The organism is Simiaoa sp., from assembly GCF_051972595.1.
Classification (GTDB): domain Bacteria; phylum Bacillota; class Clostridia; order Lachnospirales; family Lachnospiraceae; genus Acetatifactor; species Acetatifactor hominis.
Map to the genome: position 1 here is coordinate 101,300 of NZ_JBOKRY010000003.1, position 18,747 is coordinate 120,046.

15 protein-coding genes are annotated in these 18,747 nt (G+C 45.2%); 1 reads left to right on the plus strand and 14 read right to left on the minus strand.

The features are described 5' to 3' along the window. Positions 1-44: 44 nt before the first annotated feature. Positions 45-1,289, plus strand: coding sequence for a DUF438 domain-containing protein (locus ACTRDR_RS01940; RefSeq protein WP_440525963.1), 1,245 nt, complete (start codon positions 45-47; stop codon positions 1,287-1,289). Between the two features lie 69 nt (positions 1,290-1,358). On the opposite strand, the gene ACTRDR_RS01945 is transcribed toward ACTRDR_RS01940, so the two are convergent. The 14 genes from ACTRDR_RS01945 to ACTRDR_RS02010 form a co-directional block, all read right to left on the minus strand. After that, complete coding sequence (locus ACTRDR_RS01945; RefSeq protein ID WP_440525964.1) at positions 1,359-2,255, minus strand: Fic family protein; 897 nt, start codon at positions 2,253-2,255, stop codon at positions 1,359-1,361. Positions 2,256-2,327: 72 nt separating this feature from the next. Beyond that, positions 2,328-2,834 (minus strand): gamma carbonic anhydrase family protein, encoded by a 507-nt coding sequence (locus ACTRDR_RS01950; RefSeq protein WP_440525965.1) that lies wholly within the window; start codon positions 2,832-2,834, stop codon positions 2,328-2,330. Between the two features lie 154 nt (positions 2,835-2,988). Further along, positions 2,989-4,428: a leucine-rich repeat protein gene (locus ACTRDR_RS01955; RefSeq protein ID WP_440525966.1), complete on the minus strand. Its 1,440-nt coding sequence runs from the start codon at positions 4,426-4,428 to the stop codon at positions 2,989-2,991. A 22-nt stretch (positions 4,429-4,450) separates the two neighbouring features. After that, complete coding sequence (locus tag ACTRDR_RS01960; protein WP_118538917.1) at positions 4,451-5,164, minus strand: GntR family transcriptional regulator; 714 nt, start codon at positions 5,162-5,164, stop codon at positions 4,451-4,453. A gap of 122 nt (positions 5,165-5,286) precedes the next feature. Continuing rightward, complete coding sequence (locus tag ACTRDR_RS01965; RefSeq protein WP_440525967.1) at positions 5,287-7,131, minus strand: FAD-dependent oxidoreductase; 1,845 nt, start codon at positions 7,129-7,131, stop codon at positions 5,287-5,289. A 90-nt stretch (positions 7,132-7,221) separates the two neighbouring features. Then, positions 7,222-8,082 carry a carbohydrate ABC transporter permease gene (locus tag ACTRDR_RS01970; protein ID WP_118538915.1) on the minus strand — a complete coding sequence of 287 codons (861 nt, stop codon included), beginning with the start codon at positions 8,080-8,082 and terminating at the stop codon, positions 7,222-7,224. A gap of 8 nt (positions 8,083-8,090) precedes the next feature. Further along, positions 8,091-9,011: a carbohydrate ABC transporter permease gene (locus ACTRDR_RS01975; RefSeq protein ID WP_118669281.1), complete on the minus strand. Its 921-nt coding sequence runs from the start codon at positions 9,009-9,011 to the stop codon at positions 8,091-8,093. 88 nt (positions 9,012-9,099) lie between these two features. Further along, on the minus strand, positions 9,100-10,569 hold the full coding sequence (locus ACTRDR_RS01980) for an ABC transporter substrate-binding protein (RefSeq protein ID WP_440525968.1): 1,470 nt from the start codon (positions 10,567-10,569) through the stop codon (positions 9,100-9,102). A gap of 50 nt (positions 10,570-10,619) precedes the next feature. Further along, the gene (locus tag ACTRDR_RS01985) at positions 10,620-12,470 is read right to left on the minus strand and encodes an FAD-dependent oxidoreductase (protein ID WP_440525969.1); all 1,851 of its coding nucleotides are present in this window, start codon (positions 12,468-12,470) and stop codon (positions 10,620-10,622) included. A 164-nt stretch (positions 12,471-12,634) separates the two neighbouring features. Further along, positions 12,635-13,327, minus strand: a complete 693-nt coding sequence (locus tag ACTRDR_RS01990; protein ID WP_440525970.1) for an MgtC/SapB family protein — start codon at positions 13,325-13,327, stop codon at positions 12,635-12,637. A 122-nt stretch (positions 13,328-13,449) separates the two neighbouring features. Next, entirely contained in the window at positions 13,450-14,322 is an 873-nt protein-coding gene (locus tag ACTRDR_RS01995; protein WP_118669285.1) for a sugar phosphate isomerase/epimerase family protein, read from the minus strand. A 215-nt stretch (positions 14,323-14,537) separates the two neighbouring features. Next, entirely contained in the window at positions 14,538-15,896 is a 1,359-nt protein-coding gene (locus ACTRDR_RS02000; RefSeq protein ID WP_440525971.1) for an FAD-dependent oxidoreductase, read from the minus strand. Between the two features lie 2 nt (positions 15,897-15,898). Beyond that, positions 15,899-17,254 carry a sn-glycerol-1-phosphate dehydrogenase gene (locus tag ACTRDR_RS02005; protein WP_440525972.1) on the minus strand — a complete coding sequence of 452 codons (1,356 nt, stop codon included), beginning with the start codon at positions 17,252-17,254 and terminating at the stop codon, positions 15,899-15,901. 26 nt (positions 17,255-17,280) lie between these two features. Further along, positions 17,281-18,747 (minus strand): leucine-rich repeat protein, encoded by a 1,467-nt coding sequence (locus ACTRDR_RS02010; protein WP_440525973.1) that lies wholly within the window; start codon positions 18,745-18,747, stop codon positions 17,281-17,283.

Consider the following 18,747-nt stretch of genomic DNA (forward strand, 5'->3'; position numbering starts at 1 on the left):
ACAAACTTTCCTCCGGGGCATACTGGTTCCGGAGGAATTTTTATATGAAAGATCAGATTAAGTCTTACTTACAACGTTTGAATCACGGAGAAACTCTGGAAAGTGTCCAGGCGGATTTCGTCCGGGAATGTAAGGATGTGGATCCTGCCGCAATTATGCAGGCCGAGCAGGAGCTGCTGCGGGAGGGTACTTCCATCGAAGAATTGCAGCGGCTCTGTGATGTGCATTCCGCCCTGTTCCATGGTTCCACGACAGAAGAAAAAACTTCCAATGCCGAAAAAACAACAGCCCATTTTCCAGATGCCCAGAAATTGCACGCTAAGGACATACAGGACCAACGGCTCTCCGCTGCTGCCGCCCTGATCCAGATCTCCGGGCATCCCCTGCAGACTTTTACGCTGGAAAATGCAGCACTGGAAAAGCTGATTGCCCGCGCGAAGCAGGTTCTGGAAAATGGAACAATAGATGACGGATCATTAAATGAGCTGCGCCAGATCGCTATCCACTATGCCAGAAAGGGAGACTTACTTTATCCACATTTGAAGGTGCAATATGGGATCAGCGGTCCCTCTGCAGTCATGTGGACAGTGGATGATGAGATCCGGGATGAACTGAATGCCCTTGCAAAACAAAAACACCAAAAAGAAACCGATGCATGGAAACAACGTTTGAAAGCCGTATTATCCCGCATGGAAGAAATGATCTACAAGGAATCCAATATCCTCTTCCCCAACTGCGCACTGAATTTCTCGGAGGAGGAATGGTATCACATCTACCGGGATGCCAAAGATTATGCGGAATGCTTCGGTATCCGGGGTGACAGTTGGGAGGCTGCGGAAGCACATCTGGCTGACACTGCCTCTACGGTTGGCACCATGTCTGCGGAACATGCTTTTGCAGATGGTGAGACCAGAATCCACCTTCCCGGCGGCAGTCTGACCCTGTCACAACTGACCGCCATGTTGAATACGATTCCTTTGGAGATTACCTTCGTAGACATCGATAATGTCAATCGTTATTTCAACGAAGGTCCCAAGGTATTCAAGCGTCCCGGTATGGCATTGGGCCGGGAGGTCTTCACCTGTCATCCGCCTAAAATCGAAGAACGGGTTCGCCGCATTATCGGAGAATTCCGCACAGGGAATCTAGACCAGGTACCGGTCTGGATGGACAAGGGCGGCCGGACTTTTCTCGTGACCTATTATGCCGTCCGGGATAAAAACGAACAATATCTTGGTACACTGGAGCTGGTACAGGATATGGAATTTGCAAAAGAGCACTTCCGCTAGGACAGTGCTCTTTTTACCGAACATAATGTAGTCATCCGGCTCTTTTGATCTCTTTTTTCGTTATAGTTTTTAATCCCTATATTCCAGTCCAAAATAATCCATGTATACCTTAAATCTATCCTGGGCAGTCAGACAGGTATCCATAAGATATCCCTGTTCGTTCTTCCATTCCTTCAGACCCCGATAGTAGAATTCCTTTATATCATCCTCGATAATAAAAGGGGTAATTCCATTACGGAGGCACTCCTTAAACATAATTAATCTTCCAACACGGCCATTTCCATCCTGAAAAGGATGTATCTTCTCAAATTCATAATGAAATTGTATTATTTCCCTCAACGTCTTTTGTTTTGAAAGATTATATCTACTTAATAAATTCCGCATTTCTCCGGGTACATCGGCGGGCTTTGCGGTTGCGCTTCCTCCGACCTCATTTTCAAAACGTTTATATTCACCAACAGCAAACCACGTTTTTCTACTATCTGACGTTCCTGATTTCAAAATATAATGTAACTGTTTAATAAATGCCTCACTCAGGGGATAGTTTGCTAACTCTATTATTTGATCAATGCATCGGAAATGATTGGCTGTTTCAACAATGTCATCCACATTCACAACTTCATCCTGAATTCCAATGGTATTCGTTTCAAAAATATATCTGGTTTGATCATGGGTCAAACGACTGCCTTCCATATGATTCGAATTATATGTCAGTTCGATCTGAACCTTATGGTAGATTCCTCCCGGTATTCCTGCTTCCTTTTCCATTTTTAATCTGGTCAAAAGATCATTTGCTATTTTTTCCGCTCGTTTCTTTCTGACCGGCTTTACGGCATCCTCCGGAATCCTCCATGTTTTCCCATCAAGAATTACACCCGGAATTTTTCCATGGGCGCAATAATTTCTTACACTTCTTTCTGATAAATTCCATTTTGCAGCTATTTCATTTACATTTACATATTTCATACACAACCTCCGCAAAACTACTCACCGGAAATATTATATCATTATCGGCAATATATCTCAAACTTTTTTCTTTTATATTTCATTTGTATTTTGCCGATAAGAGTCGCTTAATTCTTTCTGTGCTTCCTCTACGTAAATGCGTGCGTTTTCCAGATTCCACCGGATCTCTTCTTCTGTAACAGCACGTTTTACTTTTCCGGGATTGCCGATGACCAATGAATTATCCGGAATCTCCACGTTCTGTGTCACCAGCGCTCTGGCACCGATGATGCAGTTTTTCCCGATCTTACAGCCATTCATCAGAATGGCTCCCATACCAATCATGGTATTATCGCCGATCTTACAGCCGTGGATGATCGCACCGTGTCCTATGGTCACATGGTCTCCGATCTTCACCGAATATCCACTGCCCAGATGCACTACCGCATTGTCCTGAATATTGCTCTCTTTGCCGATGACAATGGAGTCCCGGTCGCCCCGGACCACCGCATTGTACCAGATTCCACTGTTTTCTCCGATCGTCACATCTCCCAACACCACCGCACCGGGAGCTATAAATGCTGTATCATGGATCTGCATATATATTTTCTCCTCTGTTCTATCTATATTTATTATGCTACTCTTCCTTACAAAGTGCAGTTTACCACATTTTTCCTAACCATATAAACCTTATATTTTATTTTTTTTCCTACCAAAAAGGAGACACTATAAATGTCCCCTTTTGTTACAATCTTTACAGACAGTCTCCTGTCTGGCATTGTATCTCATATTCTATTCTGCTCATTCGCAGTAAAATGAGTCCCTGTATCCCGGCGCTGTAATATTTGATTCCATGCTCTGCAGCATACTCTGCCAAAAGTGCATTTCCAATATCCTCCGCATCCGTGATAATGGCATTCGGCTGTACTGTTTGCAGCCACTTTTGTCCATTTGAGGTATAGGTGCCGTGATGATTCGATTTCATTACATCTGCTTTCAGAAGATCACCATATTGCTCTGCCAGTTTTTCTTCCATCTCTATATACAAGTCTCCACCGGTGAGATATTTTGATCTTCCATAGACAAATTTCATCAAAATAGATACATTGTTCACGCTCTCATCATTTCCGACACATTTCTCCAGATCCTCAGTCGTCGGATGATATGCGGTTATACGTACATCCCCTACCGTCCACTGATATCCCGCCAGGACATTTTCATAAACATGTGTCCCTTTCTGCTTAAGATATTCCTCAAATAAGGGCTCCTGCTTACTGGATGCTATATAGGAGCTCCGATAACAGGCATCAATCCCTCCTCCATGCTCATACAGATATTGTGCCACAGCCAGGGCTCCTCCTGCATGATCATCATGCGCATGAGACAATACAAAATAATCCAGATGATGCAGTCCCAGATCATCCAACAATGAAATAATATGCTCACTGCAGGCAATGTAACCGGCATCTATCATCATTGTTTTGCCATTCGGGAATACCACAAGCGTACAATCTCCGCATTTTGCCCGGATTCCCGCCTCTGTCAGATCCGGTGTGAGAAAATACAGATTACCGTCTCCGCCGTAAGACAACGCTTTTTTTACACAATAAACCATCTCTTCATAGTGATCTGCAACCGAATTATCATTAGTCTTTTGGTATCCTGCAGGTTCTTCCTTCAGGCATCTTCGTTCCGCTGCCAGAAGATATTGATTATCGGATGCGGTTCCACTGATCAGAATTTTCTCCCACTGTGCCTCCGTTCCATGATAAATAACCGTATGAAGAGCCTCATCTTTCGCAAACGCTCTCATATCAATATTTTTCAGGCTGACAGGCAATTCCACCTTCTCCAGTGCCGAACAATTATGAAACGCCTTCGCACAGATAATGCATATTCCTTCCGGCAATTTTACATCCCTTAATGCGGTACATCCGCGGAAGCTATACACCCCGAGATAGACAAGCGTCTCCGGCAGTTCTACTTCCTTCAGTGAAGTACAATTCTGAAAAGCACAATCTCCCACGCTCTCCATTCCCACACAAATTCTGACCCGGCGGATTTCATCTCTGATTTCTTCCCATGGTCTCTCTTGATGTTCCGCCCAGTTCTGCATCTTTCCGGTCCCTGTAATCGTCAGGCATCCTGTTTCCTGCGTGAAACTCCATTCTACATTATTCAATTTTTCATTCATATTCTTCCTCGTATCCGAAGCGTTACAGCTTCAGTTTCCATACAAACTTGTTTCTCTCCAAAGGATAAATACTTTCCGATATTTCAATAATCTGTCCCTCTTCATTCCTGGTAACAGAAGAAATCAGCATCGCAAGAGCATTTTCCTTCATTCCCATCAGATGACTCTCTCTGCTCTCCAGCGGACGGGCCGTCATTTCTTTTTCCAGACTGAATCGATTCTTGGAATGATCATTGAGTGCCTTCGTCAGAGATGCTTTGGTAAAATCATAGTCAAACAAAAATGCATCACTCTCCGGCATATAGGACGTTGTCAATACAATCGGTCCTTTGTCAAAAGAATCCTTTACGTATCTGAGACGGCTCAGTTTAATGACTCTGCTGTCACCGTTTTCGAACTTTTTCGCCAGTTCCTCCGTCATCTCCATATAACGGAATTCCAGCACTTCCGTCTCTACCTCAATGCCCCGGCGAAACATTTCATTAAAAAAGCTCTCAATAAATACCGTCGTATCCTCCAATACGCGTGGTGCTGTAACAAAGGTACCTTTTCTCTTAACTCTTTTCAGATGTCCATCCTGCACCATCCGCAGCATTGCCGTACGCACTGTGGAACGACTGACACCAAATTGTTCACAAAGCTCCACTTCTTTCGGAATTTTATAACCGATCGGCCATTCTCCCGTATGAATCTTGTTCATGATATATTCTTCAATCTCTGAATATCTGGCTGCCATATTTCCCCCTATTAACACTTTCCTTTTCGTTTTCTGTGTTTTTGTTATTCAATCTCATTATGATATTACATATTACTAACAGTATAGCGAATTTGGGAATTTAATGTCAATAATCGAGCGTACTAATATGTACGAATTTCAAAAATTCTTGCAAAATGGATACCGTAAGCACGGTGAACCGTCACCTTTATGGTATCACAAATTACATTTCCCAGCGGAATTCTGTTCAATCGCTGATAATTGTCATGTATTTCCTTGCAAAATACTTCTTTTCCTTCTCTGAAAGCACGCACATCATAATCCCGTACAAGTTCATCCGGCAGTCCCTTTACCTGTCGGTTCCGTACATTTCTTGTAAGAGATGGCATGATCTCTTTTGTCAGGTTCGTATCAAATGTCAGCTGAATCTGATGTAGCACCAGTTTCCCGTCATAGGTAAGGGTTATTTCGGCACCCTGTTCTCCTATCGGTGCCTCCCAGCAGTTACTTTCTTCCTGCTCCTGTCTGGCAATTCCGTTCAATACTTTCCATGGTTCATTTCCATGTGTATATCCGGATGCAGCTACCTTAGCTGACTTTGCATAATCAGCCGGATCCCGGTTACGGACTCCCGGAATATAGCAATCATCCCGCAAAAGCTCCTGTTGTAGTTCTTCCATATGTTCCCCGATCTGTCTGGGGGTACAGCCATATCTGACAGCCATTGCTGCTGCCGTGCCTACCGCCTGTCCTCCCACAGCGCAGGTTCCCATAACTCTCGTTGATCCAAATGCCATTTTTGTAGTACTGATGTCACGTCCCGCCAGCATTACATTTTCCAGATCCTTTGCATAATAGCATCTCCATGGTATTGTATAACAACCGTTGAAATTCAGGATCTGTGAAGGAATCTTATCCGTATCCAGAAGTCCCCTGCGCACATGCTGATCCATCTGCCAGCCACCATAAGCTACTGCGTCCGGGAATATCCTGTTGGCTAGTACATCCTTTTCATTCAACAGATAGTCTCCTTCGATTCTTCTGCTTTCACGATATCCCGGCACGAATCCAACCCAATCCAGCTCCAGATTTTCCACACCGTGGTTTCCCACATTTTTCAGATGATCCCATACGCCGTACACACATTTCAGCAATTCATCACGGATTTTCTCACCGTCACGGATAATATCTTCATCCTCACCACCCAGTTCAATCCACCAATATCCGGAGTCCACATTGGAAAAGTGTGGCAGTCTCCCGCTTCCTTCTTCGAATTTGGTCAGCTTACCGCCTTCCATATGGGAGGCAATACTGTTCGCATGTTCCCGGTATTTCAAATCTTCCTCCGTGTAATGGTTTGCCCATTCCGGACACACAAATTTTACCGGCTCTCCACGGTCCACAGCGGAAAACAACAAAGTGTTTCCCATCGTATCGCTGTTCGGTTCTTCCGGAGCATCGGGTTCCTTAAATTCGTCTCTTCCTTCACTGCCCATACGCCCCGTCGCACCGCACATGGTAGCTAAGGTACCGTGCCCTGTGGCATCGACAAAGATGTCTCCGTAGATGGTAAACTCGGTTTCCGTACTGTTCTGATGACAGACTACGGCCTTTATTTTTTTCCCTTCCAGGATCACGTCATCCATATTCGTATTCAGAAAGGATTCCAGATTTTCCTGAAAATGCACTTTTTCCCAGATGACGGAATCAAATACCGGAAAAGATGCATAGGGATTTCTGCGTTTGTTTGCCAGCAGAATCTCCAGCAGGATTCCTGTCTCTCCAAGATTTTTTTTGGCACCGTGGGAGTTGGCTCCCACAATGTGCATACGGATCTCCGAGCTGGCATTGCCACCGAACATAGAACGATTCTGTATAATTGCCGTTTTGGCCCCTTTTCTGGCGGAAGCGATTGCTGCACAGACACCGGACAGGCCGCCTCCCACCACTACAACTTCATATTTTCTGGTTTCACTGTGAATTGACATATTATTCTCTTTATTTTCTCCTTTATAACAATATAGCAGGAAAAGAGTTTTCTCCTGTCCTGCCACACTGTGTCTGTCATTTTCAATTTATTATCCCTTAACCGCACCTACAGACAATCCCTTCAGGAAGAACTTCTGTCCGAACAGGAATACGATAAATACCGGCACAACCGCCATACAACAGGCCGCCATTGTCAGGTTATACTGTGTTACCTCTGTACCGACAAACTGGTTCAAAGCCAGAGGAATCGTCCATTTCTTCCAGTTGGAGATAAATACCAGAGGATCCAGGTAGCTGTTCCATGCATCCAGGAACTGTACTGTCGCCGTCGCCGCTATCGTCGGCTTGACAAGTGGCAGCATAACCTGTGCAAAGGCTCTATATTCACCGGCTCCATCAATTCTGGCAGCTTCCCGCAGTTCATCCGGAGTACTTAAGAAGGACTGCCTGAGCATAAAGGTGGAAGATACCGCTATGATCTTCGGTACGATCAATGACAAATGGGTATTCATCCATCCCAGCTGCATAAACATTATGAATCTGGGAATCAGTGTCAGCTGTGAAGGCACCATCATCTGCGCCAGATATACAATGAACAATACATTGGAGCCCTTGAATTTCAACTTGGCAAATGCATATCCGGCAAGTGTTGCGGAAGTAATTGCCACTACCGTACTGATTACAGCTACCTTGATAGAGTTAAAATAAGCCAGACCGAAATGATAATTTGTGGAGCTGGTCGTTCCTATGCTTAATACTCTCTTATAGTTATCCGGGTAAAAATACTTCGGGATCCACTCAATAGGGATCTTCATAACATCCGCTTCTGTCTTGAAAGATGCTGAGATCATCCAGACAAAAGGAACAATCATAACCAATGTAACCAGAATAATTACAATGGTAATCAATACTCTGGCTACCTTTTTGGAAACAGGTACATTCTTCCTCATCTTAATCCCTAGCCTTTCTCTTCTTTATTGTTATGTACCCACTGGATAATGGTCACAATAAGCAGCATCACAAACAGAATTACGGCAATTGCCGAAGCATAACCCATCTTATAATACTTAAATGCTGATGTATAAATATAATAAACCAGTGTGTAGGTAGAGCTTCCGGGACCACCGCCTGTCATAACGTTCGTATATCCAAATACTTTAAAGCTGGATATAATACCTGTAATTGTCAGGAAAAAAGTCGTAGGCTTCAACAGCGGAACCGTTAATTTGAAAAATTTCTGAATAGAATTCGCTCCGTCAATCTCAGCAGCCTCATACAAATCTCTCGGAAGTCCGGTGATTGCGGCGCTGTACATAAATACGCGGTATCCCAGGCTTGCCCAGATTACGACCAGCATGATCGCGGGAAGTGCCCATTCATAGCTTGCCAGGAATCGGGGAGGATCCTGCCATCCGAGAGCCCTCATCAATTGTGTAAAGGGTCCGTATTTAGAATACAACGCCATCCATACAACGGAAATTGCCACAATATTACAGATATGCGGCATATACATAGCGACACGTACCACACCCGCTATTTTCTTATGACAAAATTCATCAATCAGTACCGCCATTATAATTGCCAGGAAAAGTCCTATGGGCACGGTTACGACGGTGAAGATCAATGTATTTTTCAAAGATGCAAGGAACCATTCATCCTTCCACAGATTGATAAAGTTTGTCAGTCCGATGAAATTCCAGTTGCCGAGTCCTTGAGAGAAATTCCAGTCAGTCAGGCTTACATATAAAGAAATTATCAGCGGAATCAGACTGAAACATATTACACCTATCAGACTCGGTGCCAAAAAGGAATATGCAACCAGGTTCTGATGCAATATTTTTCGTCTTTCTCCTTTAGTCTTCTTTTTCTTGCTCTTCATTTGCTTTATCCCTCTTTTGTTCGTTTCAGAGCAGGGGACGGTTCGCCTGTGAAAACGACCGCCCCTTCCCACTGCTGTTTTTATTTTTTTACTTCTGACTGCTTAATTCGGTCTGGATCAGTTCGTTACCTCTCTTCTCCATGTTCTGAACGGTCTGATCTACAGACTGTTTTCCATAGCACATAGCATCAAACTCTTCGAACCAGGCAGAACTGATTTCAGAGGAAGCATGTCCTTTAATAGCGGCAACACCCTGCGTAGTATCGAGAGACAGATAGTTCTCCATGGAATCCATATCAATGGAGCCCTGTGCCTTCTGCTTCAGCACGCTCAATACTTCATCCTTATTAACACCATTCCACAGAGGGATTCTTCCGCCCTGTACCAGAGGGGACATACCACCCTTTAAATACCACATTGCAAACTCAAAGCTTGCTTCCGGATACTTTGTATTTGCTGAAATGCTCAGCAGGTCTCCTGCACCGGTAGTACCGATCTGCTTACGATAAAATTCGGTGTTGTATTTCTCATCATCGGGAACGGGTGCTGGTACCAGTGCAGTCATGAAATCATGAGGATAATTCTCCTGATCCATACACAGTCTCATCTGTGCTACACCAAGCATGATGGCACATTTACCCTGAAGGAACGTATTGGCAACGCTGATATCCTCGGAGAATTCATCTTCGATGGGAATCGCATAACCCTTATCCAGCGTCTCTTTTACAAGGTTAAGACCTGCACGATATACATCATTATCGAAGTTCACCTCTGTACCTTCTTCATTCTTGTAAATCTGATTTGCACCCAGTACACCGTCTAATGCATACAGAATACTCTTACCGCTCTGCTTACGTGCCCAGCATACTCCGTATACCTTATCCTGGCCCTCGCCATGTGTCAGCTTCTCGGCATCCGCAAGGAATTCGGAATAGGTCCATCCATCATAAGGAATATCCAGTCCTGCTTCCTTAAACATATCTTCATTGATCAGAATCCATCTTGAGTTCTCGTATTTGGTAGGGAATCCATATACGGCACCATCATCGTAGTGATACTCTGCCATATTTGCCACACCCAGCTCATCATCCAGATTGAATCCGATATCATTGAGCATACCGGACATATCCAGCAGCAGGTTGGAGTCTACACGCTTGTCCATTTTGGTACGTCCGCCATAGCCAATGAACAGATCGACATCACCACCGCCCATTAAGTAGGTCTCCAACTGAAGGTTACCGTTATCATCATTTACATATCTTACATATTCTACCTGAAGTCCTTTGTCTTTGTACTCCTCATTGAAGTTGGCACACAGATCATCATATCCGTACTCCGGCTGAACACCACCCCAGAAATGAAGTGTGATCGTCTTTCCGTCTTCCGTGCCATACCATTCCTTCTCGGCTTCCGTGGTTTCCGCTGCTTCGGTTCCTACGGCTGCTGTAGTATCTTTTGCTTCTGTAGATGCATTTGTGTCTGTATCTGCTTGTCCACATCCTGCCAGACAGGTACCCAACATTGCCATTGTCAATGCAAGTGCGATTTTCCTCTTCATAATTGTAATCCTCCTACATTTTAGTTTTCTATGGTTAACCTGAGTTTTTCTCAGGAATACACCCTTACTTCATAAATATGTACGTCTTTTTCCCCATTGGTGGTATGAATCGTAATGGTTACTTTATCACATTCCGTAGGCTCAAAGGTTACAACATTCTGTCTCTGGTCATTTTCTGTCACTTTCTGTTCTGCCATCTTCTGTTCTCCCCGCCAGAGTGTCACAGTGTAATCTTTTACCAATTCGGGAGGTACTCCTATCCTCTGCTGGAGCTGACGTTTCTTCGATAAAGTAATCTTGATCGGATAATTAAAGTTGGAATCAAACGTCAGTCTGACCTGGGATACTTTTTTCACCGAGGCAAGCTTTAAGGTTAACGTCTCTCCTTCCGGGCTTATGCCATCGGAGCTCCACATATTTCGAATTCCGTTTTCATCTCTGGACACTCCGTTGATCACTTTCTCCGGAGCGAACCCTTCTCTGGCAGAGGTTGCACTGATCTGCGCGGTTCTCGCCAGATCCTGCGGATCGGTGTTTCGATAACCCGGAATATAACAGTCATCCTTCAGCAGAAGCTGTTGCAATTCCTCCATGTGCTCCGGCATATCTTTCGGCCCGCAGTGATATTTGATGCAAAGTGCCGCTGCGGTTCCCGCTGCCTGTCCTCCTATGGCACAGGTTCCCATAACTCTTGTGGATCCCATTGCCATTTTGGTAGCACTGATATTTCGTCCCGCCATCATCATATTGGGAATATTTCTGGAGCAATATGACCGGTACGGAATCGTATAGGCTCCGTCAAAGCTGACAACTCTGGAAGGAAGTTCATCAAAATCATATAGACCTCCGGGAGTATGGATATCCATCGCCCAGCCGCCGTATGCCACTGCATCCTCAAATACTTTATTGGACAAAATATCATTTTCGGTTAATATATAATCTCCAACCAAACGTCTGCTCTCTCTGACACCGGGCAGCATACCGACCCATTCCAGATCATAGTTCTCGGCTCCATGGTCACCACCGTTTTTCAGATGATCCCATACCCCATAGATACAAGACACCAACTCATCACGGATTTCTTCATACTCATCTATGATATCTTCTGTCTTGCCGGGAAGCTCGATCCACCAGTATCCATAGTCCACAGAGGAGGTACTGTAGGAGGTCATACGTAAGTATGCCTTATCCACATCTCCCTTTGTCTTAGCTTCGTGCACGGCAGAGTGTGTTCTGTATTTGAGTTCCTCTTCCGTAAAATGTCTGGCGATCTTCGGTCGTTTAAAATTCACCGAATGTCCTCTGTCCACCGCCTTGAATAACAGCGTATTTCCCATACGGTCATTGTTGGCCTGTTCCGGCGCATCCGGTTCATTGAATTCTGCCCTTCCCTCGCTGCCGGTACGATATTCCGCTCCTGCATAATATCCCAGGGTCGCATTGCCGGTACAGTCAATAAATATGTTCCCTCTGATCTGCCAATGTGTCTCTGTCGTGAGCTGGTATGCGTCGATTTCACGGATCTCATTGCCTTCCATCCGGCAATCCTCCATCGCGGTATTCAGATACACTGTCAGATGTGGCTGACTCTTCACTGCGGTAAATAATACCATATCCCAGATCGAATAATTAAAATAATCATTTCTGCTCTTGTTGTCAAGCATGATTTCATGGAGAATTCCGCTCTCTTCAAGCTCCGGTTTCGCAAGATTCTCGGATGCTCCGCAGATATGCATTCGGATTTCACTGGATGCATTTCCTCCCAGTACATGTCTGTCATGCACCAACGCTGTCCTGGCTCCGTGTCTTGCAGATGCAAGTGCCGCACAGATGCCAGCCATTCCACCACCGATTACTACAACATCATATTCAGCTTTTTTAACTTTTCTGTTCTTTGACATTTCGTTCACCTTTTATGTTGTAACTTATGTCTATATAATATGCTTATGCATGTAATATGTCAATACATATTTTAAAATTTATGCTATAAATGTCTGTAATATTTAGTGACATAATAGGAAAATTGCCTTTTTTCTGCATTAAAACCATACAAATATACTTCAAATTATACTTCTTCCAGATAATGAACACCCTCTATCTGACTCACTTCCGACAAAACCTCTGCATGATTTCTTCTTTTCTTCAGATCCATCATCATTGTAAGGACAATATCGGATCCCTTTAAGGTCTTATCTCTCTTTTTCTCCACAGAACTCAGCTCATATCCACACTCATTGATATAGTCATAGACTCCCCTTGTCATTGACTTATCAATTTCCATATACAGACCAATGTAACGATTGTACTGCTCCTGCACACGACTGACTCTGGCAATTCCGAACATTGTGACAATGATCAGTGCAAACATCATCAGACTGACCTCCAGCATTCCGGATCCCAACATAATTCCAAGGGTTGCCGTTGTCCACAATCCGGCAGCCGTTGTCAGTCCTCTGACCTGATTTTTCCCGGTAATAATGATGGTTCCCACCCCCAGAAAGCCAATACCGCTGACCACGCCGGCTGGGATACGTCCCATATCTGTGCTTCCGACGCCCAGGGCTGTCCCAAGATAGATATTGACGACAGCGGAAGCCGCCGCTCCAAGACACACTAATGCAAATGTCCGCATTCCTGCCGGATGATGTTTCGTTGCTCTCTCCAGTCCAATCACGCACCCCAGTACAGCCGCTAATAGCAATCGCAAGGCTATGGCTCCATTCGTAAATTCCGCAAAATAATTTGCAAAGTTCTGCATATGTATTTCTCCTTTCATACTTTCATATAAGAAAGGCCGGCATAGTCTCTTGTCGCAAACTGTACCGGCCTTCGTTATCCTTTAAAATATCTGCTGTTTTACAGCGCTTTTTTATTACAAAATTACAGATTCAGAAGATATTCTCCCAGCGCATAAGAGAAATCTACCAGGTACGGCTGTACCTCCTTGGGATACATACTGGTAAGATGATGTGTTTCAAAAGCAAAACATTCCTGATAATCAATATCCCGCAGAGCCTGCACTACCTCTTTCCAGGGAATCGTTCCGTTGAACGGTGAGAAATGCTCGTCCTTGATACCGTAATTATCGTTAATATGGGTAGCCTTCAGATGAGATCCTACCTGACGGATCATATCGGGAACATTCAGACCCACCATATTTGCATGACCGGTATCAATACATATCTGTACATTCGGATTGTCAATGACATCAATCAGCTCCAGCAGTTCTTCCGCACAGCTGCCGTAATGGGTAGGCTTTGTCATATTTTCGATAGCCATTCCCACATGATGATCCGCAAAAATTTCACCCCAATGCTTCATGTATTCTTTGTTATATTCAAAAGATTTTCTGTAATCATAACCGCCGCCGTTACGTCTTACAGTGTAAGGATGAACTACCATCCACTTTACTCCCAATGCTTCTGCTGCCAGGACACTGCGTCGCATAAGCTCCTCTCCCAGCTCTCCGTCCGAACGGGTCAGATCCGCATTAAATGCATTTCCAATGGTCCAGTAGGCATGTGCCTGGATGTATTTCACACCGAGTTCTTCTGCCAGTGCTGCGGTATCCGCAATCCATTTTTCCCAGTTCTCTCCTCTTAAGGGCTGTCCTTCCCTGCAATGGCTGCAAAGACATGCATCTACATATTTATATCCCGCCTTTGCACAAGCCCTGGTGGACACGTCAATGGGAATCTGATAAGGTCTCTTATCATCGAAATCCATAATGTTAGTTGATGTTGCAAGTTTCATTTTTTATCCTCCATTCTTTTTAAGAATTGCTTCTTCCATAATTCTGTAGTTCTCACTATATACTCACTTATATAATATGTCAATACATATAAAGCATATATTTTATTGTTTTAAGTAAAATGTGCGTTATTGTACGTACATATTTAGTAAGAAAGACCGGAATAGTCTTTTGTTGCAAACTGTACCGGTCTTTCTTATTATTTTATATTACGGTTTTATACAGACAAAATTGCTTTCTGTTCTAGTAAATGTCTGCGAAGTTCTGCCACATCTACCTTTTCCGGCTCACAATGGGATGCTATTGCCATTGCAACCGCTTCTCCCGCTGCCTGTCCCACTGCCATACATTCATTCATGATTCTGGTGGAACCAAAGGTGATTGCATCCACGCTGATATCTCTTCCTGCCATCATCAGGTTGGGAATATCCGCAGACACCAGGCATCCATAGGGGATTCCAAAAGGCTCTTCAATGGTAACACGATACGTTCCGGCACCTGCACCATTATGAATATCAATAAAGTATCCACATAATGCAATACTGTCCTCCGGCTTTTTCCCAGCCACTGCATCGTGATAATCCAGCATCTTGATACCCTTGATTCTCCGGCTCTCCCGGACGCCAATGGAAGCATTGATGGAATCCAGATAACAGTTTTCAAAACCGGGCACATTTTCCCGGAACATCTTCATAAGTTTCGGAATCTGCAGGTGAGCTTCCATTTCCCCGTTGCTTAAATCATGCAGATTGGAGCCGTCAAAATTCAACAGGCGGATCGTGTTCACGGCTACCTGTCCCGGCATAGGCTGACGGATAAAAATAACAGTCTCACGGTCCACAGGACATTCGCCTTTCTTACGAAGTTCCTCCAGGAGATGATGCATCCCCAGGAAAATAAAACTCTTGGTCTTCCGGAAGAAATCCGCATTATATCCCTGGGCAATATTGTCCAGTACATCATAGGGCAGTTCCTCCGGATGTTGTTCGATAAAATCGCAAAACTCCTCAAAATTCACACCTCCGAGATTAAACATCAGGGTAGGCGGCTGCATCACATTGTTTTCGTTTCCTTTTTCTGTTGTCGCTCCGCTTAATGCACCTAAATCACCATCTCCGGTTCCGTCGATAAACACATCTGCCGTGATTTCAATGTGCTGTCCCTTGCCGGACACAATAATGGACCGGATCTTTCCGTCCTTCATTTTCACATCTGCCAGTTCACAGTGCATGAGAAGCTCCACTCCTGCTTCCTTTACCATCTCAAAGCACAGAATTCTGGAGTAGAAGGGATGTATCAGTGTAACGGACTGGTGGTGTGGGCAATACTCATGTCCATAGGATGCTCCTGCCTGCTCCAGCCTGTCCACAAATTCCTGAGCAATACCACCCACTACCTGTCTACCTTTGATATCCCAGAATGCCAGAAAAGGAAGTCCGCTTCCCAGCTGACCACCCAGATAACCGTTTCTTTCCACCAGCAGGACCTGAGCTCCTGCCCGTGCTGCGGTCACTGCCGCCGCGAATCCACCGGGACCTCCGCCTACCACTACCACATCTTTTTTTATCTGTTCCATGGTCATCCTCTTTTCTCCAGGTCTTCCAACCAGGTTCTTATCTGTTTACTGTAAGTCTCTTCCAAACCTAAATCCCACAAAAGCTGTAGTAGGGTATAACGGTTCCGCACCTCTTTACCAACCTCGATTCCCTCCTGTACCATCTCTATGGGGAGACCGATCTGACAGGGACAATAGGGCGCATCCAAAGATTGCAGTAATGCAATCAACTGCTCTGTCGCCGGAAGCTGTTCTTCAATGGTGTGCCGGATATCCTCCCACCTTTTTTCAATAATCTGCAGCCTCTGATTTCGCTGCTCTATATTATTTTTTCCGCATTCCTGTTCCAGTCTCAGGATTCCTTCGGCGGCATCCAGGTAGCTTGTTTTTATCTTCTGTTCCCAGTCGGATACTTTCCGCTCCTTTTTCTGTGCTGCGGAAAAATCCACCGTTTCCTGTGCCAGCATATGATACATCTGTGTGACAATGATCATTCCGACACCTACCTTGGTGCCATGCAGAACCGGTTTTCTGCCTTCCATGAGAAAACGCATCTCCCAAAAATGGGACAAATGATGCTCACAGCCGGATGCCGGTCTGGAATTGCCCACATAATACATGGCAATCCCTGTAACCACCAGGGCTTCCATCAGGCTCCGGATTGCCTCCGGATCTCTCTTTTTAATCTGTGCACCTTGTTCCACTACCGTTTCCACCGCACCGCGCACCATGTCCACCACATAATCGCAGTAGTATTCTCCATTGATCATCTGAGAAAGTTTCCAGTCCAGCAGACAGGTATATTTTCCAAGCACATCCCCCAGTCCGGCGGTGATCAGTTCCATGGGAGCCTCCGCCATAATCTTGGTGTCACCAATGACTGCCACCGGGCCGTGGGCATCTTTGGTCACCTTTACATGGTTAAGCATCAGAGCTGCACCCACGGATACAAAACCATCCATACTGGTGGCGGTAGCTACGATCATATAATCCAGTTTCAACCGAAAACTGACATATTTACACATATCATTGATGGTTCCCGTACCCACCGCCAGCAGGATTTCCGTCTCCGGGGGACAGGCGGTCAGAATTTCTCCTAAATGACTCTCATCGGGAACCGGCTCCTGCTCCGAAAATACCAGTGCTTCACAGGCAATCTGCGCTTCCACTAACTCCTGTTCCAAAGCTTCTCCTGCTGCCTTCCAGGTATTCTGATCCGCCACCAGGAATACCCGATGATAATCCAATTCCTCCAAAATACCTGGAACTTTCTGCAGAGCATCCTGTTCAATCACGACCCGTTTTAACGGGGTCTCGTGAACACGACCACAGCTGCATTTTCTTGCTTTTCCCAGATACTGCGCTACTCCTTCTCTCATCCCAACACTCTTTCCGGCATTCGCCTTTACAATAGTCCGAGTCCTTTCCTGTCAAACCGGGACATAACCTCCACATGCTTTTCCGCATCCAGCCGGATACAAAGCAAGTCATTCAGACAAGTGCTATAATATCGAATATGTTTTGCCTTCATCTTCCAGGCAAAAGGAGTGCTTCCCATGTCATCGGCACAGGCATATATCACGGAAGGACATATGGCATCCACCCACTCCATACTGTTGGAAGTATGGGCTCCATGATGATTCGCTTTCATCACATCCGCCTTTAGCGCTTCTCCATAGCGGGCAATCAGTTCCAGTTCCTTATCACGATACAAATCCCCGCTGGTTAAAAATGTTGACTTCCCATAAGTAAATTTCATCAGAAGGGATAAATTGTTCAGATCCTCCTCAGCGCCGGTACAGCTTTCCACAAGGGCTTCTTCCGGATTGTAGACTGCAATGTCCACTCCACCTATGCTCATATGAAAGCCTTCCTTTACATCCGTAACAGTTCTGGCTCCTTTCGCCCGGATATAGTCAAAAAATGCCTTTTCCCGCTGACTGTTTACAAATGCGGAACGATAATAACAGCCGATGTAACCACCATCCTGACCGTATATATATTCCGCAACCTGCTGCAGTCCTCCTGCATGATCATCATGGCTGTGTGATAACACCACTCCGTCCAAAGAAGTCAGGTGCAGATCTCTTAACAGGGAGACCACATGCTTTCCACACTCCACGAAGCCTGCGTCAATGAGCATTGTTTGTCCATCCGGGAAAACCAGCAGTGTAGCATCACCGCTTTTCGCCCGGATTCCCGGCTCCCACAGTTTGGGTGCCAGAATGTAGAAATTCCCGTCTCCGCCCTGATCCAATACCTCTCGGATCTTTAAAATAATCTGTTCATATCGATCCGGTGCTTCCGGCCTTTCTTCCGATGGTTTGGCGCTTTGTCTTTCCAGGCAATGCCGTTTGGCCTGCACCAGATATTGATTATCGGATGCAGACCGGCTGATCATGATCTGTTCCCACTGTTCCTCACTTCCCTGATAGATAACTTCCTCCAGAGATTCACATTTTCCGAACACCCGCATATCCACGTCTGTAAGAGTAGACGGCAGATAAACTTTTTTTAATGCACTGCAGAACTGAAATGCCTTGGATGCCAGCACCCTGACGCCTTCCGGAATGACAATTTCCTTCAATCCTGTACAGCCCTTAAAGCTGAATACACCCACGATCTCCACTGAGCCAGGCAGGGTAACCTCCTGCAGACTACTGCAACCGGCAAAGGCATAGTCTCCCACTGTGGTGATACCATTTCGGATCACCACAGTCTTTATTTCCTGAATAAGAGTATTCCAGGGCACCTGTTCCGGTTCCGTATAATCCTCCATGGCTCCCACACCTTGGATGGTAAGGAGCCCGTTTTCTTCCTCATAGTTCCAAACCGCCTGTTGTCCGCAAAGTCGTTTTTCACCTGTTTCCAT

Bases quoted from the DNA above. Each gene is read 5' to 3' on its own strand.
- ACTRDR_RS01940 (WP_440525963.1), top strand. From the start codon at position 45: ATGAAAGATCAGATTAAGTCTTACTTACAACGTTTGAATCACGGAGAA.
- ACTRDR_RS01945 (WP_440525964.1), bottom strand. From the start codon at position 2,255: ATGAAATATGTAAATGTAAATGAAATAGCTGCAAAATGGAATTTATCA.
- ACTRDR_RS01950 (WP_440525965.1), bottom strand. From the start codon at position 2,834: ATGCAGATCCATGATACAGCATTTATAGCTCCCGGTGCGGTGGTGTTG.
- ACTRDR_RS01955 (WP_440525966.1), bottom strand. From the start codon at position 4,428: ATGAATGAAAAATTGAATAATGTAGAATGGAGTTTCACGCAGGAAACA.
- ACTRDR_RS01960 (WP_118538917.1), bottom strand. From the start codon at position 5,164: ATGGCAGCCAGATATTCAGAGATTGAAGAATATATCATGAACAAGATT.
- ACTRDR_RS01965 (WP_440525967.1), bottom strand. From the start codon at position 7,131: ATGTCAATTCACAGTGAAACCAGAAAATATGAAGTTGTAGTGGTGGGA.
- ACTRDR_RS01970 (WP_118538915.1), bottom strand. From the start codon at position 8,082: ATGAGGAAGAATGTACCTGTTTCCAAAAAGGTAGCCAGAGTATTGATT.
- ACTRDR_RS01975 (WP_118669281.1), bottom strand. From the start codon at position 9,011: ATGAAGAGCAAGAAAAAGAAGACTAAAGGAGAAAGACGAAAAATATTG.
- ACTRDR_RS01980 (WP_440525968.1), bottom strand. From the start codon at position 10,569: ATGAAGAGGAAAATCGCACTTGCATTGACAATGGCAATGTTGGGTACC.
- ACTRDR_RS01985 (WP_440525969.1), bottom strand. From the start codon at position 12,470: ATGTCAAAGAACAGAAAAGTTAAAAAAGCTGAATATGATGTTGTAGTA.
- ACTRDR_RS01990 (WP_440525970.1), bottom strand. From the start codon at position 13,327: ATGCAGAACTTTGCAAATTATTTTGCGGAATTTACGAATGGAGCCATA.
- ACTRDR_RS01995 (WP_118669285.1), bottom strand. From the start codon at position 14,322: ATGAAACTTGCAACATCAACTAACATTATGGATTTCGATGATAAGAGA.
- ACTRDR_RS02000 (WP_440525971.1), bottom strand. From the start codon at position 15,896: ATGGAACAGATAAAAAAAGATGTGGTAGTGGTAGGCGGAGGTCCCGGT.
- ACTRDR_RS02005 (WP_440525972.1), bottom strand. From the start codon at position 17,254: ATGAGAGAAGGAGTAGCGCAGTATCTGGGAAAAGCAAGAAAATGCAGC.
- ACTRDR_RS02010 (WP_440525973.1), bottom strand. From the start codon at position 18,747: ATGGAAACAGGTGAAAAACGACTTTGCGGACAACAGGCGGTTTGGAAC.